At 30.8% G+C, this 14438-nt stretch carries 24 protein-coding genes and 1 riboswitch; of the genes, 10 read left to right on the plus strand and 14 right to left on the minus strand.

Translation table 11 applies throughout. From position 1 onward, the window contains the following. Positions 1-178 precede the first annotated feature (178 nt). Positions 179-373: a CsbD family protein gene (locus AC1RRU_RS04795; RefSeq protein WP_011276307.1), complete on the minus strand. Its 195-nt coding sequence runs from the start codon at positions 371-373 to the stop codon at positions 179-181. Positions 374-541: 168 nt separating this feature from the next. On the opposite strand from AC1RRU_RS04795, the gene AC1RRU_RS04800 reads away from it, so the two are divergent. Continuing rightward, positions 542-706: a hypothetical protein gene (locus AC1RRU_RS04800; protein WP_016931019.1), complete on the plus strand. Its 165-nt coding sequence runs from the start codon at positions 542-544 to the stop codon at positions 704-706. Positions 707-753: 47 nt separating this feature from the next. Here AC1RRU_RS04800 and AC1RRU_RS04805 read toward each other — a convergent pair whose 3' ends face one another. The 7 genes from AC1RRU_RS04805 to AC1RRU_RS04835 form a co-directional block, all read right to left on the minus strand. Then, a complete protein-coding gene (locus tag AC1RRU_RS04805) occupies positions 754-1569 on the minus strand; it encodes a MetQ/NlpA family ABC transporter substrate-binding protein (protein ID WP_011276309.1) in 816 nt (271 codons plus the stop codon). A gap of 20 nt (positions 1570-1589) precedes the next feature. Beyond that, positions 1590-2285 carry a methionine ABC transporter permease gene (locus AC1RRU_RS04810; RefSeq protein WP_011276310.1) on the minus strand — a complete coding sequence of 232 codons (696 nt, stop codon included), beginning with the start codon at positions 2283-2285 and terminating at the stop codon, positions 1590-1592. Further along, entirely contained in the window at positions 2278-3303 is a 1026-nt protein-coding gene (locus tag AC1RRU_RS04815) for a methionine ABC transporter ATP-binding protein (RefSeq protein WP_011276311.1), read from the minus strand. The genes AC1RRU_RS04810 and AC1RRU_RS04815 overlap by 8 nt, the downstream gene beginning before the upstream one ends. 84 nt (positions 3304-3387) lie before the next feature. Then, positions 3388-3493: riboswitch (SAM riboswitch) on the minus strand. A 57-nt stretch (positions 3494-3550) separates the two neighbouring features. Continuing rightward, positions 3551-3847 (minus strand): thioredoxin family protein, encoded by a 297-nt coding sequence (locus AC1RRU_RS04820; protein WP_011276313.1) that lies wholly within the window; start codon positions 3845-3847, stop codon positions 3551-3553. Further along, positions 3840-4226, minus strand: a complete 387-nt coding sequence (locus AC1RRU_RS04825; RefSeq protein WP_011276314.1) for a toprim domain-containing protein — start codon at positions 4224-4226, stop codon at positions 3840-3842. The genes AC1RRU_RS04820 and AC1RRU_RS04825 overlap by 8 nt, the downstream gene beginning before the upstream one ends. A 191-nt stretch (positions 4227-4417) precedes the next feature. Further along, positions 4418-4798, minus strand: a complete 381-nt coding sequence (gene gcvH / locus AC1RRU_RS04830) for a glycine cleavage system protein GcvH (RefSeq protein WP_011276315.1) — start codon at positions 4796-4798, stop codon at positions 4418-4420. Positions 4799-4913: 115 nt separating this feature from the next. Continuing rightward, complete coding sequence (locus AC1RRU_RS04835) at positions 4914-5267, minus strand: arsenate reductase family protein (protein ID WP_011276316.1); 354 nt, start codon at positions 5265-5267, stop codon at positions 4914-4916. A 141-nt stretch (positions 5268-5408) separates the two neighbouring features. Between AC1RRU_RS04835 and AC1RRU_RS04840 the strand changes: the two genes are divergently transcribed. After that, positions 5409-5732, plus strand: coding sequence for a thioredoxin family protein (locus AC1RRU_RS04840; RefSeq protein WP_011276317.1), 324 nt, complete (start codon positions 5409-5411; stop codon positions 5730-5732). Between the two features lie 170 nt (positions 5733-5902). Here AC1RRU_RS04840 and AC1RRU_RS04845 read toward each other — a convergent pair whose 3' ends face one another. After that, positions 5903-6442: a nitroreductase family protein gene (locus AC1RRU_RS04845; RefSeq protein WP_011276318.1), complete on the minus strand. Its 540-nt coding sequence runs from the start codon at positions 6440-6442 to the stop codon at positions 5903-5905. Between the two features lie 70 nt (positions 6443-6512). Continuing rightward, positions 6513-7238, minus strand: a complete 726-nt coding sequence (gene aroD / locus AC1RRU_RS04850) for a type I 3-dehydroquinate dehydratase (RefSeq protein WP_016931016.1) — start codon at positions 7236-7238, stop codon at positions 6513-6515. 162 nt (positions 7239-7400) lie between these two features. On the opposite strand from aroD, the gene AC1RRU_RS04855 reads away from it, so the two are divergent. From AC1RRU_RS04855 to AC1RRU_RS04865, 3 genes are all read left to right on the plus strand, one after another. Then, complete coding sequence (locus tag AC1RRU_RS04855) at positions 7401-7823, plus strand: organic hydroperoxide resistance protein (RefSeq protein ID WP_016931015.1); 423 nt, start codon at positions 7401-7403, stop codon at positions 7821-7823. Positions 7824-8099: 276 nt separating this feature from the next. Next, positions 8100-8591 (plus strand): GNAT family N-acetyltransferase, encoded by a 492-nt coding sequence (locus AC1RRU_RS04860; RefSeq protein ID WP_016931014.1) that lies wholly within the window; start codon positions 8100-8102, stop codon positions 8589-8591. A gap of 130 nt (positions 8592-8721) precedes the next feature. Continuing rightward, positions 8722-9339, plus strand: coding sequence for a LysE/ArgO family amino acid transporter (locus tag AC1RRU_RS04865; RefSeq protein ID WP_016931013.1), 618 nt, complete (start codon positions 8722-8724; stop codon positions 9337-9339). 187 nt (positions 9340-9526) lie between these two features. On the opposite strand, the gene AC1RRU_RS04870 is transcribed toward AC1RRU_RS04865, so the two are convergent. After that, the gene (locus AC1RRU_RS04870) at positions 9527-10135 is read right to left on the minus strand and encodes a histidine phosphatase family protein (RefSeq protein WP_016931012.1); all 609 of its coding nucleotides are present in this window, start codon (positions 10133-10135) and stop codon (positions 9527-9529) included. Between the two features lie 226 nt (positions 10136-10361). Here AC1RRU_RS04870 and AC1RRU_RS04875 point away from each other — a divergent pair, with 226 nt between their 5' ends. Then, positions 10362-10604, plus strand: coding sequence for a hypothetical protein (locus AC1RRU_RS04875; protein ID WP_011276324.1), 243 nt, complete (start codon positions 10362-10364; stop codon positions 10602-10604). On the opposite strand, the gene AC1RRU_RS04880 is transcribed toward AC1RRU_RS04875, so the two are convergent. Further along, complete coding sequence (locus AC1RRU_RS04880) at positions 10596-10799, minus strand: sterile alpha motif-like domain-containing protein (RefSeq protein WP_016931011.1); 204 nt, start codon at positions 10797-10799, stop codon at positions 10596-10598. The genes AC1RRU_RS04875 and AC1RRU_RS04880 overlap by 9 nt on opposite strands. A 550-nt stretch (positions 10800-11349) precedes the next feature. Between AC1RRU_RS04880 and tsaA the strand changes: the two genes are divergently transcribed. From tsaA to lnsA, 3 genes are all read left to right on the plus strand, one after another. After that, a complete protein-coding gene (tsaA, locus tag AC1RRU_RS04885; protein ID WP_016931010.1) occupies positions 11350-11607 on the plus strand; it encodes a type II toxin-antitoxin system antitoxin TsaA in 258 nt (85 codons plus the stop codon). 22 nt (positions 11608-11629) lie between these two features. Continuing rightward, positions 11630-11818 carry a type II toxin-antitoxin system toxin TsaT gene (gene tsaT, locus AC1RRU_RS04890; RefSeq protein WP_011276326.1) on the plus strand — a complete coding sequence of 63 codons (189 nt, stop codon included), beginning with the start codon at positions 11630-11632 and terminating at the stop codon, positions 11816-11818. Positions 11819-11959: 141 nt separating this feature from the next. After that, entirely contained in the window at positions 11960-12517 is a 558-nt protein-coding gene (lnsA, locus tag AC1RRU_RS04895) for a lipoprotein N-acylation protein LnsA (RefSeq protein ID WP_301401055.1), read from the plus strand. A 47-nt stretch (positions 12518-12564) separates the two neighbouring features. On the opposite strand, the gene AC1RRU_RS04900 is transcribed toward lnsA, so the two are convergent. Next, entirely contained in the window at positions 12565-12801 is a 237-nt protein-coding gene (locus AC1RRU_RS04900) for a hypothetical protein (protein ID WP_016931008.1), read from the minus strand. 160 nt (positions 12802-12961) lie between these two features. Between AC1RRU_RS04900 and AC1RRU_RS04905 the strand changes: the two genes are divergently transcribed. Then, the gene (locus AC1RRU_RS04905) at positions 12962-13717 is read left to right on the plus strand and encodes a hypothetical protein (RefSeq protein ID WP_308902642.1); all 756 of its coding nucleotides are present in this window, start codon (positions 12962-12964) and stop codon (positions 13715-13717) included. 69 nt (positions 13718-13786) lie between these two features. Here the strand turns inward: AC1RRU_RS04905 and AC1RRU_RS04910 are convergent, their stop codons facing one another. Beyond that, positions 13787-14395, minus strand: a complete 609-nt coding sequence (locus AC1RRU_RS04910) for a GNAT family N-acetyltransferase (protein WP_016931006.1) — start codon at positions 14393-14395, stop codon at positions 13787-13789. Positions 14396-14438 lie beyond the last annotated feature (43 nt).

A 14438-nucleotide genomic window follows, 5' to 3' on the forward strand; every position in this document is an offset into this window, starting at 1 on the left:
CGAGACTCTTGAGGGAACAGGACAAGCTGAAGACTACAGGCTGAAGCTGTCCCCTAAGAAAGCGAGCCAACAATACGGAGTATTGTAAATAAAGAAGCCAGTAAATGAATTTGTTAAAACTCATTTACTGGCTATTTCTCTAGGGTTTATGTCCCAGACTCTTTATGATATAGACAAATTATTTGTTATCGTTATTACCTTTTACTTTATCGATAAGGTCGTTAGCTTTATTTTTAACGTTTTCAACTGCTTCTTTGGCTTTACCAGAAGCTTTATCGTTTTGACCTTCTTTTTCTAAATCTTTATTGTCAGTTACGTTACCAACAGTTTCTTTTAAGTTACCTTTTGCTTGTTCAAATTTATCTTCAGCCATTTAAAATTCCTCCTTGATTGTCTGTATCTTCACTTAATGATTAAATACCCCTATAATCTTATCATTAAACACCTTATTCATAAATTTTATATATTATAGAATATTTTCATTCTATTGAATAATTCTTATATAATGACACTGTAACAATAAAATTAAAGGGGGTATATGATGAAATTTATTAATTTTACCGCTATGACTGAAAGTGGTTTAACTAAAAAAGTAAATCGCTTTTTAGAGGAGAACCCGTATATCGAAGTTATTAAATTTGATTATACAATGGGATCTGGTGGACAAGGCGTCGGTATATTGTATAAGGACAGAAAATCTTTCTAAATAATAGAAACTCCGTAATCAAAATGGTTACGGAGTTTCTTTCATTATTATTTCGCTGGTACAACTGCACCTTTATATTTGTCTTTAATGAAATCTTGGATTTCTTTAGATTGTAACACTTCAATTAAAGCTTTAATTTTTTCATCATCTTTATGTCCTTTTTGAACTGCGATTAAGTTAGCATAAGGGTTGTTATTTGGTTTTTCAATAGCAATTGAATCTTTTTGAGGGCTTAAGCCTTGATCAATCGCATAGTTAGAGTTGATGATTGCAGCATCTACATCTTCATTTTGATAGATTTTTGGAAGATATTCTGCTGATTGTTTACTGTTGAATTTAATGTCTTTTTTGTTTTCAGTGATATCTTCGAATTTAGCATCTTCGATTTTTACACCTTTTTTAATTTTAATTAATCCTTCATCAACAAAGAATTTTAAGAAACGTCCTTGTTCAGCTGGGTTATTTGATACATAAACTGTTGCACCTTTAGGAAGGTCTTTTAAACTTTTATATTTTTTAGAGTAAACAGCCATTGGTTCTAAGTGAACTTTACCTGCGTCTTCAATTTTGTATCCTTTTTCTTTACTTTCAGTTTTTAAATAAGGTACATGTTGGAAATAGTTAGCATCCAATTCACCTTTATCTAATAATTTGTTTGGCGTAGTGTAATCATTAATTGTTTTAATTTCTAAGTCATAGCCTTTCTTTTTAAGTAAAGGTTTAGCCTTTTCAAGAATTTCAGCGTGAGGTGCTGGAGATGCGCCTACAACAATTTTTTTATCTTTATCCCCACTACCATTACCACAAGCTGCTAAAACGACTGTTAATGTTAATACTAAAAATAAGCTTAAAAGTTTTTTCATTGAATCATTCCTCTTTTCTTTTAGCGTTTGTCAATTTTATTTGTAATCCAATCCCCAATAAATTGAATTATAAATACGATAATTAAAATAAATACAGTTGAAACTAAAATGACATCGTTTTGGTTACGAGTGAAACCTGTTAAGTAAGCTAAGTTACCTAAACCACCTGCACCAATTACACCTGCAATTGCAGTAGAACCAACTAATGCGATTGCTGTTACAGTAATACCTGAAACTAGTGCTGGCATTGCCTCAGGTAGTAATACTTTTCGGACAACTGTCCAAGTACTAGCTCCCATTGACCAAGCCGCTTCGATAACACCTTTATCTATTTCTTTGAAGGCAATTTCTACTAATCTTGCATAGAATGGTGCTGCACCAATAACTAGAGCTGGTAAGGCACCAGTTGGACCACTTATTGTTCCAAGGATCACACTTGTAAATGGAATTAATAACAAGATTAAAATGATAAATGGAATCGCTCGGAATAAGTTAACAATAAATGAAACGATGCTATAAAAGACTCTAGCACCTTTAGAATTACTCTTAGCTGATAAGAATAATAATACTCCTAAAATCAATCCAAAAATAAATGCGAAAATAGTTGAAACTACAGTCATATATAATGTTTCATAAATGGCTTGCCATACTTCAGGCCATTGGACGTTAGGCATTGTAATCATCTCTTTAAAAATATCACCATAAGATTTATCCATGCTTAACCACCTCCACATTTACATGTTGCTGATGTAAATCTTCTTTAAATGTCTCAAACTCTGTTTCAGCAATATGTGGAATATGAACCACCAAGAACCCGACAGAACCACCACGGGTATTTTTTATGTTTGCTTCAAGAATATTTATATCAATGTTATGCGTTTTACTTATGTAAGATACAACTGGTTCAGTCGTATTACCACCATTGAAATTAAGTCTAACAATGTATGCATCTGAATCTAATGGTTCTAGATGTTTGATTGATTCTTCAAAATCATCATCCAAATCATCTTTCACAAATCGTCTTGTAACTTCATGTTGTGGATTTTCAAATACTTGCGTTACTTTACCTTGCTCAATTACACGTCCACTTTCCATAACGGCTACTTCATCACAAACACGTCTGATAACATGCATTTCATGAGTGATAATCACGATTGTAAGGTTTTCACGTTCTTTAATTTTTAGCAGTAGGTCTAAAATCTCATCTGTTGTTTGTGGATCTAATGCGCTTGTAGCTTCGTCACATAAGAGGACGTCAGGTTCATTAGCCAAAGCTCTTGCAATACCCACACGTTGTTTCTGCCCACCTGATAATTCTGATGGATAAGCATTTTCTCTGCCATTTAAACCAACAAGGTCAATTAATTCTTTCGCCCTTTCATTTGCTTTGGTTTTAGAATACCCTGCAATTTCTAAAGGGAACGTGATATTTCGAAGTACTGTTCGTGACCATAATAAATTAAAGTGTTGGAATACCATACTTACTTTTTGTCGTTTTCTTCTTAATTCTGCTTTTGAAAGTTTGTTAATATTATCGCCATCTATAATAATATCGCCAGAAGTAGGTTCTTCTAAATTATTGAACATTCTGATTAACGTACTTTTACCAGCACCAGAGAATCCGATAACTCCGAAAATAGAGCCCGTTTCTATATTTAAGTTAACGTTATCAACTGCTAGTACATCTTTATCTTTAGTGTGATAACGTTTTACAACTTGATTTAACTCAATCACGTTTAGTGCCTCCTTAAAAATCATTATGTAATTAAAAAATGCTTTCTCACTTTAGCAAAGTTGAGAAAGCATTGATTCATCTTTCTCTCATCTTCTAAAGTAATCAACTTTATGTGAATTGGCACCATTTCTATAACTAGACGGTTGCCGGGCTTCATAGGGCACATCCCTCCACCTCTCTTGATAAGAATTTTCGCACTATTTAATTAATTTATATCCTACCATTGCACTATAATTTCGTCAATAATTATTTTAACTTTTCTAACAAATAAGGAACAGATTGAAAAGCATAGATTCTATCTATTTCTATATCTTTATTCATTACTATTAGAACAGGAACTGACATAATTTTGTTACGCTCACTATATTTAGGATGGTAATTCAAATCGATTTTTTTAACGGGTAATTGTAGTATTTCATTCGCAATATCTAGCATTCGCTCTGACATTTTACAAGTACCACACATCGGTGTGTATCCAAAAATTAGATGTTTTTCTTTATTAAAATTCTCACAAATATCTTCTATTTCTACAGATTTACTCATGCATGATTACTAACCTTTCAGTCGTTAAATTAGGAATTAGACGTTTCTCTTTACGAACTGTAAAACCATGTTTACTCAATACATGCGCAAGATAATTCTTTGGGCATCTAGCTACCTCACAAAATGTTTTATCCACATAGATATGTTCACATTCGCTAAGATGACGTTTAAACCATTTTCTTATCTTTTCACCTTCGTCATCTGAGTCTGCTAGAACAAAGACTTGCTTTTCATATAATGTTTCAATCATGTCATCTAATTTATCAATACTCATTGTACCATGCGTACAAATAATATTTATAGGTTCAGCGATGACTTGTTGTACTCTCTTCTTATCAGATTTGCCTTCAACAATAATAACTTTATTTAAAATTGCCATGATAATCCACCTTCTAAGTCGATAATAAACAATCAGTTACTTTTTCACATAACGCTAATAGATTAAACATTATTTACGATTACTTAACATTTTATATCAACAAAGTATAAATTTTAAAATTTGTTGATTATTATTTACAAAAAATAGGCAAAATAAAAACTCCATGACCGCAATCAAGGAGTTTAAATTAATTATTCACCAATCATTTCTTTGTATTGATCAGCTGATAATAAATCATCTAATTGGCTTTCATCGCTAAGTTCAACTTTAACCATCCATGCTTTCTCATATGGTGATTCGTTAACAAACTCAGGACTATCTTCTAATTCTTCATTTGATTCAACAACTTTACCAGATACTGGCGCATATAATTCAGAAACAGTTTTAACTGATTCTACACTACCAAAAGTATCCCCTTCGTTGATTTCGTCATCAACTTCTGGTAATTCAACGAATACGATATCACCTAATTCACCTTGTGCGTATTCAGTAATACCAATTGTTACTGTGTTGCCTTCAACTTTTACCCATTCATGTTCTTTAGAATATTTTAATTCGCTCGGTACTGCCACGAGAATCCCCTCCTAAAATTAATTACAATTTAATGATGCCATACCGTAAGTTTTCATTCAACTATTAAAACAAAAAGTTACAATAATTTATATAATTAGAATTTGTAATTTTAAACTATAACCAAATTTCTTTGTATTGATCTTCTTTAAATCCTAATGTGATATTATCTCCAGCAATAGCTAATGGTCGTTTAACTAACATGCCATCTGAAGCTAATAAATTTAATTTTTCATCAGTTGATAAATCTTTTAATTTATCTTTTAACCCTAGTTCTTTATATTTAGCACCATGGGTATTAAATAATTTATTAACCTCTACACCTGTTTTATCGATAATTTCTTCAAACTCTTTTTTAGTTGGTGTGTGTTGTACAATATCAATTGGTTCGTAACTTACGCCATGTGTATCTAAAAATTTTGCGGCTTTTTTACAAGTTGTGCAATTTGAATATTGATAAAATTTAATCATTCAGATGTAACCTCCTATTCTGTCTTAATTTAAATATATCAGATAATCTATGTAAACGCTCTATATTTTAAGCTTAATTTTTTAATTAAAGGAAATTATTCGTTATAATACATTTAGTAATTATCTAAAGGAGCGTTTATTATGCAAAGTATTAATACAACTGATGCGTTTAAATCAACAATTGAAAGCGATAAACCAGTTATCGTAAAATTTGAAGCTGGTTGGTGTCCTGATTGTAAATCTATGGACATGTGGATTGATCCAATCGTCGAAAAATATAATGACTATGATTGGTATACTGTTAACCGTGATGAACTCGAAGATGTAGCTGCAGATAATGATGTAATGGGTATTCCTAGCTTATTAGTATTTGAAAATGGCAATAAACTTGCGCATTTACACTCTGCTAATGCTAAATCACCTGAACAAGTAGAATCATTCTTATCAGAAACATTTAATAAATAGGATATAGAATAGTTATCTAATTTGAAAAATTAATTTGATGATACTATTCTGGCATAGATGACTAGAACTGAATAAAGTTTGTTATAGATGCTTTCTCAGTTCTGTTAGCTATGCCCGTGTAATAATAAAGACGGTTGAGACATTTATTTGTCCAGCCGTCTTTATTAATTCTAGTATTTTGAAATTAAATGTTTGTTTTTACGCGGTGCTTTTGGTGGCACTTCTTCTAAATCTGTTAGGTAAAGGAAACCTGCAATGACTTCATCTCCATGAACGCCAAATACCTTACGAACTTTAGGTTCAAAAATGTATGGTGGTGTCTTCCAACATGTACCAATCCCTTGTTCATGTAATAGCAACATTAAGTTTTGAGCATACGCACCCATTGCAAAAAAGTTTTCACGATTTTGTCGTTGTCTTGGGTCAGTTTTAAGTACTAACACTAACATACCACCAAGATTAGTCACATTATTATAATGATCTTCTTGTTTCTCAGGATGATTTGGAAATGCAAAATGCGTTACATCTCTGCTCATTTCACCTAATCTATCTTTGGCTATATGGATAATTCTCCATGGTTCTCGCATGCCATGGTTTGGAGCATCTGCAGCTTTTTCAATCGCTTGATAAAGCTTATCATCATCTATTGTCATATCATGTTTGAATTTCTTTATACTTCTTCTTGAAGCAATTGCCTCTTGTAATTCCACAATTATCGCTCCTTATTGTTGATAACTCTTCTCAATTATAAAACCTTTACCTCTTAATTTCAAATGTATCTTAATGATTACTATAAAATAATAGTTGTTGTTTTAAAGTTTTAACATGTATTTGTCCAGGCGCTTGGGGCTCACCTAAACATCCATAGGATACAGTGCCTCCAAACACACCTTGAGCTGTTCTACTAACTAAGCCAACACTAGACATAGAAATACCAATCACCTTAGCATCAAGAGTGTCGGCACTTGTTGCTACCGCTTCAAGCAATGTAGCTACGTCTTCTTTGTCTTGTGGCATGACAGCTATTTTGACATAATCTGGGTTTAATTGATTCATTTTATAATATGTGAATTTTAAAATATCTATATCAGGTGTTTCTTGAAAATTATGATAAGATACAACAACTTGTTTATTATATCGATGTGCTAGGTCAATTAAATCACGATGCGTGAAAACATCAAAATCACTATTCCATTCAATATCAATCATTGGGCAATGATGATTTTTAATAATTTCTTTTAATAATGTCATGTATGCTTCATATGTCATTTCACCTTTACCGCCTTGTGAGACCGTGCGATACGTTACCAAGACGTTAGCGTTTATATTTAATTCTTGTAGTTGTTCTAAATTGGATTTAAGCAATTCAAGGTGTCGATCTTCCCATTGGTCAATTCGTAATTCGATTATATCAATATCATTACTATATTCTTTGATATTATTTATTGTTAATGTATCCAGTAATTGATTGGGAGCAACTGTGGCAGCCACTTCAACATTCGTCATAATGATCCCTTCTTCCTCAATTTAACTTGTATTTATTTTAAACTATTGGCTGTCTCTCTCCAACCTTGAGTAACTTACTTTTCAATAAAATTAATATTCAATGATTTAAAATTATGTAAATGGGTAGATAATATATGTATACAAATTTAGGAGGTAATAATAATGGCAGTTCAATATGAAACAAAAGCTACTAACGTTGGTGGACGTAAAGGACATGTAAACACTGACGATAATGCAATAAATGTAGATGTATTACCACCACAACAAGCGGACGGAAATGCAACTAACCCTGAGCAATTATTTGCTGCTGGTTACGCTTCATGTTTCAATGGTGCGTTCGATCTTATCTTAAAACAAAATAAAGTACGTGACGCTGAACCAGAAGTTACTTTAACTGTTCGCCTTGAAGACGATCCTGATGCGGAAAGCCCAAAATTAAGCGTAGCGATTGATGCTAAAGTTAAAAATGTATTGTCTCAAGAAGACGCTGAAAAATATTTACAAGATGCACACGAATTCTGCCCATATTCTAAAGCAACTCGTGGTAACATCGATGTTGATTTAAATGTTCAAGTAGTAGATTAAATTTATATATAAAATAAATATGTGATTATTTTTAATCATATACTAATTTTTAGACACAAAAATCTTTTCAAGGATTTTTGTGTTTTCTTTTTTTGTGAATTTTTCAAATTTAAGTTATTCTATAAATACAGTAAATAATTAACTTTATAAAACATTTATACATATTAAAACTCAAATAGTTTTTTATAAAATCATTTTTATACCAAGTTTTTTGATTTTAACCTATTATATATATAAGTAAGAAACGTTAAACTATGACAGTTATGGGAGGACATGATGACTAATATTCGTATACTAAATCAAAATGATTTAGACCATTATACTCAACTATTATTCAGCAACACGCACACTTATTCGTGGGACAAAGTCTATTTAGAAAATCTTTCAAACGAAGATCTTAAACAAATGCTATCCGATGAAGATGAATTTTGTAATATTATCGGTGCTTTTAAAGATGATAAACTTGTAGCATGTGTTACTTTGCGTCAATTAAAGCAAGTTGGAAGTTCGCACAAAGCTATGATAGAGAATTTATTTTTACTTGATAAAAAAGATGAAAGTACGATTTTAAATTTAATGCAATTTGCTATAGATCACGCTAAATCTCGCAACATTGAAAAATTGATGACTTGTGTAACTTCTAATAACATTAGTGGTAAAATCTTTTTCTCATCTATAGGATTTGAAACTTTGGGTCTCGAACCGAAGTCTTCAAAAATTGGTGACGAATATTTCGATGTTCATTGGCTGTTGTATGATATCGTTTAATCCCTTATTTTAACTATACTATTAAAAATTTTTCTCTAGACATTTAATTTATAGCCACTTTAATAATTGATATATTCTAAATTTTCAGATTTTATAAAATTTAAAAATACTTAAGTCTAGGGGGATAAAATTGTTAGAAGCTATTTTTCATGGAGTATTGTTAGCTATAGGCTTAATACTACCATTAGGCGCTCAAAACATATTTGTTTTTAACCAAGGCGCTAACCAAACGAAATTTAGGCGTGCACTTCCTGCTGTTATTACAGCTGGTTTATGTGATTCTTTACTCATCATACTAGCAGTGGTTGGCGTGTCCCTTATACTTATGTCATTTCCAATACTTCAAATGATTGTTTACATAATAGGATTAGTATTTCTACTTTATATGGCGTGGACATTGTGGCATGAACAAAGTAGTGATATTGATGAACAAGGTGGCATCTCACCTGCAAATCAAATAAGCTTCGCACTTTCTGTTTCATTACTTAATCCTCATGCAATTATGGATACCATTGGCGTAATAGGTACAAGCGCTTCTGCCTATGGTGGTTCAGGAAAGGTAGCCTTCACTGTTGCGACAATTAGCGTTTCATGGCTATGGTTTATCTTTCTATCTATTGCTGGTCGTACTGTAGGTCATTTTGATAAATCAGGTCATCTATTAATCTTACTAAATAAAATTTCAAGTATTATTATCTTAATTGTTGCATTAATGATACTTCAAAAAATTTATCAACTCATATTTTAAAGGTGTTTTTCTAAACAATAGTAGCAGGCTAGAACTTAAAATAACTTATCATAAGTGTTTTTAGGTTCTAGCCATTTCTGTTTTGAAGATTTAAAAAGCAAAAAACCTCTACAAGTAATTGACCTTGTAGAGAATGTTGAGTTACTATTTTATTTTTTGACTTGTGTCTATCTATATTTGCTATATTTTAATTTTCATGTTTAGTAATTTCTCCGTTTTCTGGATCAATCTTTTCAATAAACTGAAATTCATTATTTCTATATTCAAATTTTAGAATATGACAATTGCCAATAAAGTAATTAATTGCATCTGTATCTCCAATAACTTTTCTTAAAAATACGTCAATCGTAGTTCCATGACTTACAACTAAATTCGAATCACTATCTGATGTGCGCATTATTTCAGTTAATGTACCTATAAAACGTTCTTCTACTTTATTTTTAGACTCTCCGTCAAACACTACTAAACGATCCCCAAAAGCATCTGTAATATCATAATTTGCATTTAATAAATCATTACTTTCGCCTTCTAAAATACCAAAATGCCATTCTTTGAGTCCCTTTAAACGGTTATAGTCTTGGTTTGGTGCGACGCATTCCAATGTATCACATGCGCGTTCAGAGCTCGATGAATATAAATTTCCAAATGAAATATTATGTTCGTTAAAATATTGACCAGCTTGTTTGGCTTGAGAGGTTCCTAAACTTGTTAAAGGAGAGTCACTTGCCCCCTGCACCTTACCTCGTAAATTAAACATTGTTTGTCCATGTCTCATTAAATAAAGTGTTTTTGACATTGTATACACCTCAAACTTAGTTTTTGTTTCAAATTACTGACATTAATTGAACGCTTTTATTTGTTATTAACCGTTCTAAGTACAATTGTATTTTCGAGTAATAGTATACATTAATTTTTTAATTTTCAAAAACAAGAACATAGAAAAAATTTATAAAGTGGTTTGAGTCCCGTCATGGTGGGTATAAAATATTATAAGATTCACAATTCTAAAAGGAGTGTCTTTCATGAGCGACCATAATCAATATAATTATGTTAATCCAAATAAGCTCTCGTTAGATTGGGAATGTTTAATCATAAGTAAAACAGATATGTTATTAGATGGTGTTCCAAAAGAATTAATTAATTCTTGGATGGACAGAAATATTATTGAGCCTTTTTCAATAAAAGATAATGAAATTAACTTTAAAACTAAAGATGTGTGGAATGCGCTAAACACCCAAAATTGGTATTACGCTCACTCAAATTAATTTATATAGACTTATTGCTCTATTAGTACTTTCAATAAGTTGATGATCGGCGTAGTTAGACATAACATACGATCTAATAGCTTTGTTATTTCGTTCATGTTTTGGAAACTCACAGTCGTTTTCAATATATTGAGCTAAAATTCCTAGAGGTGTATCATCGTTTATAAACCCAATTACAAAATCATAGAATGTCATAGTTCCCCTCCTCAGTTTAATTAATCTCTCTTAAAATATTTCATTATTAATATTGTCTAAACATATAAGATAACTCAACTTTAATATGTAATTAGCAACTTTTGCTTGTTTCTAGTATATAACTCATTGCATTAAATATACTGTTTAAGATTATTAAATCATTTACCCAATAATTAATCACTAAATTTGTTATTTATTAAGATGGTAACTTGTCGTAATTGTTACAATATGGTGAAGAAATCGAAGTTCATTTGTTTAGTTACGTAGCTTCATGCAAAAATGAAAATAAATATTAAAACATTCATCAAAAGTTATAAGGGATGTTGTGTCAGCCGCTTCATTAAGTTGGTTGGCATTTTTGTATATAAAGAAGATTAAATATAAGTTTGATATTTATTACTGCTCACTTTTACAATATTAGCAACTAAATTTTTGACAAAATCTAATATTAAGATAAAAACATACAATTACTTTGATTAACTCATTTTACCGGTATACAATAAATGATATGATTATATAAAGTTTTACTATTTAATAAGAGGTGACACCCATGAATAATAATAAAATTTTTTGGATAAATATTTTTATTACGCTATTATTTTTGGGTTTCAATATCATTGTTACTTACAATGCAGAATTAGATGATTTCTTCTGGCTAATTCCAGGACTTACAATTAGTGGTATCACAATTGTACTAAGCTTAAGTACTGCGCTCATTTGCAAGAACCTGGTTAGCGAAGTTATTTTTCTAATCAATATTGCTATGCTTTTATACTACATTTATCCTATAGTATATACATTCTTTTAATATAAATTTAGGAGGCTTACACATGAGTTTGCATTTAACTATATTGTTATGGCTTGGTATCATTTTTGTAATAGCAGCCTCAATTATATTGGGCTTATTACTTAAATCTAAAAAAGAAGAACGTAAAGAATCCTATTTAGGTTTTACCGTAATATTTTATATTTTTGGATTTGCTTTACTCATCTACGTATTCATATTTGGTATATTATAGCGTAGAATTAAAGAACAAAATGACACTGTTATTTTTGTTCTTTTTTATTTATATCTATATGTAATATTCATTAATAACTCATCAAATATGATTTATTAATTTCTAAGGAGTATCAAAGTGAAATATTCAATTTCTCCATTTATAAAAATATTATTTGTTACACTGATAATTCTTATAACTTTTCCAACACACTTATTAGCTTATACGAGTAACTCTAATCCACTTTCATCAACTGAAGATGATTTTGATTTACAGCCAGGTGATATTATACTTACTAAGGGCCCAGTTTTATATGGTTTCTTTGGTCATTCTAGTATCGCACTTGATCACGATACCGTTTTACAAATAGAAGGCCCTGGGGACAAACCTATTACAGAGTCGTTCCATTCTTTCAAACAACGATTTGGTGAAGGCAAAGATGATTGGATTAAAATCTATCGTTGTTCTATGCCTGGAGCTGGAGAGAGAGCCGCTAAATGGGCTGAAGAACACTATAAAGATACAGATAAGACATATCTAGTCACTTTAAATCTTAAAAGTGAAAGATTTACATACTGTACTAAGATTATTTATCAAGCTTATAAATATGGCGTAAGTAAAAATTCAATTAACGAACATGGCTTACTCATCATTTCTCCATACGCGCTTGTAGATAATTTCACGAAAAATTATCAACTCAAATTAGTTAAACAATATTAAATATCCATAGTAAAAAGAGTAGCTTTGAAATAGCTACTCTTTTTTCGCTAGACAGTTTCCTTGAAATAATTTATGAAATGCTCATTTTCTTCTAATAAATCAATATAAGAAATAGAGCTAAACGGGATAATACGCGTACAATTTTTTAAAGGATAGATAATAATTTCATTTTCATAATCTAGATGAATATCATTTTCTAACACCATTTTTTTAGAACCCACTACAATCGCAATTGCTTTAAAATCATTATTATCAAAGTACTTTTTTAATAATTTTTTATCCATGTTATCTCACATCCTATTCACTTCATATTTACCATTATTTTGTAAAATAATAATGAACTTACCTTATAATTTATGTAAATATATCTTTTAAAATATTTTCAAAAATTTAAAACATTTACTAGTCATTTCGTTATAAAATAATATTATATTAAATTTAGGAGTGACTATATTGAAAAAAGTTTTATTTACATTATTATTAGGTCTTTTTATATTAACTGGTTGTAGTTTTTCGAATGAAGATAAGGAAGAAGATCATTCTAAATCTAAATCTTCCTCACAGAATAAAAAAGAGAATGATGATACTAAAAAGAAAAATGATCAACATTCTGATTCTAAGTCATCAAAATATGATGCAGAAAGCGATGATGAATCTACTGATCAAAGCAATGAAGACAGTTCTTCCAACGAACAGCAATACACTTCTAATTCGAATTCTCAGAATGCAAAGCAAATCGATATTCATAATATAACTGACCGTGCCACATTAGAAGCAGTTATTAACAGCAACAATTACTCTGAAATAGATAAAATTGCTGCATATAATAGTGCAGTTGCAAATGGTGTTATTCCACAAGGTAATGTAATGGAAGGCCCTGCAAGTGAAGCTTATGCAAGTTCACTACGCGTGGAAAGTGGTCAAGAAAAATCTGTTTATGATCAGTCTAACCAGTCTTCAGAAGAAGAAAACATAGACGATCCAAATGCAGAAATCAACGCTGCAACTAATGAGGATGAATACGTAGATGCTTTGAGAAAAAAATATAACGGCGGTTTATCTTCTGGAGAGATTCAAACTAAGCATGCAATTGAACAAGGCTATTATGATGGTGATGATGCTGAAGAAGTTTATCAAACAATACAACAACGAGAACAAGATATAGCTAACGGTAAATACGATAAATATAAGAATAATTAATAAAGTTCATTGGACTTAGAGAGAGGCAAGCTATCACATGTTAAATATGTGATGTGACTATGCCTCTCTCTATTTTACTTCTTTTCTCATTTGATATAAATAATACGGTTTTCTATTAATTTCTCCAACAATTTCAAATCCCATTTTTTGATATAGTTTCAATGCTACATCATTATCTTGTACTACTGTTAATGAAAGTTTACTGAAGCCTGATTCTTTAGCTTTTTGTTCAGCAAAATTTAATAATTGTTGTCCTACTCCTTTTCCCCTTGCATTAGGCATAGTCGCTAGCATACTAATATGGTATTCATCTTCATTACCCTCGTCCATCGTTACAAGTGAATAAAAGGACTTCGGATGTGAGATGATTGATAAGAAAGGTTTCAACTTATTCATTGAAATAATTTGAAGTACTGTTGGCGTCATCGCTTTATCAATCTGTTTTAAAGGATTGCACGTAATAGCTCCAAGCACTTGATTATCATCAAGAGCTACAAATGACATATCATGACTAAAGCGATTCGCACGATTATTCCAAAGTTGTTGTAAGTCACCAATAATTTCATTATCACTTGACTTACCTAATATAATTTTAGCCATGTCATCTATTGCCGAGTAAATTAACTGACCCCCTTCATTATGGTGAGGCTTCGCTGATTGAATTGTTATTTTCGTCACTTTCATTCCTCCTTATTTCAATTATTTACTTATTTTTCTAAAT

The organism is Staphylococcus sp. GW821-FHT11H10, assembly GCF_058807855.1.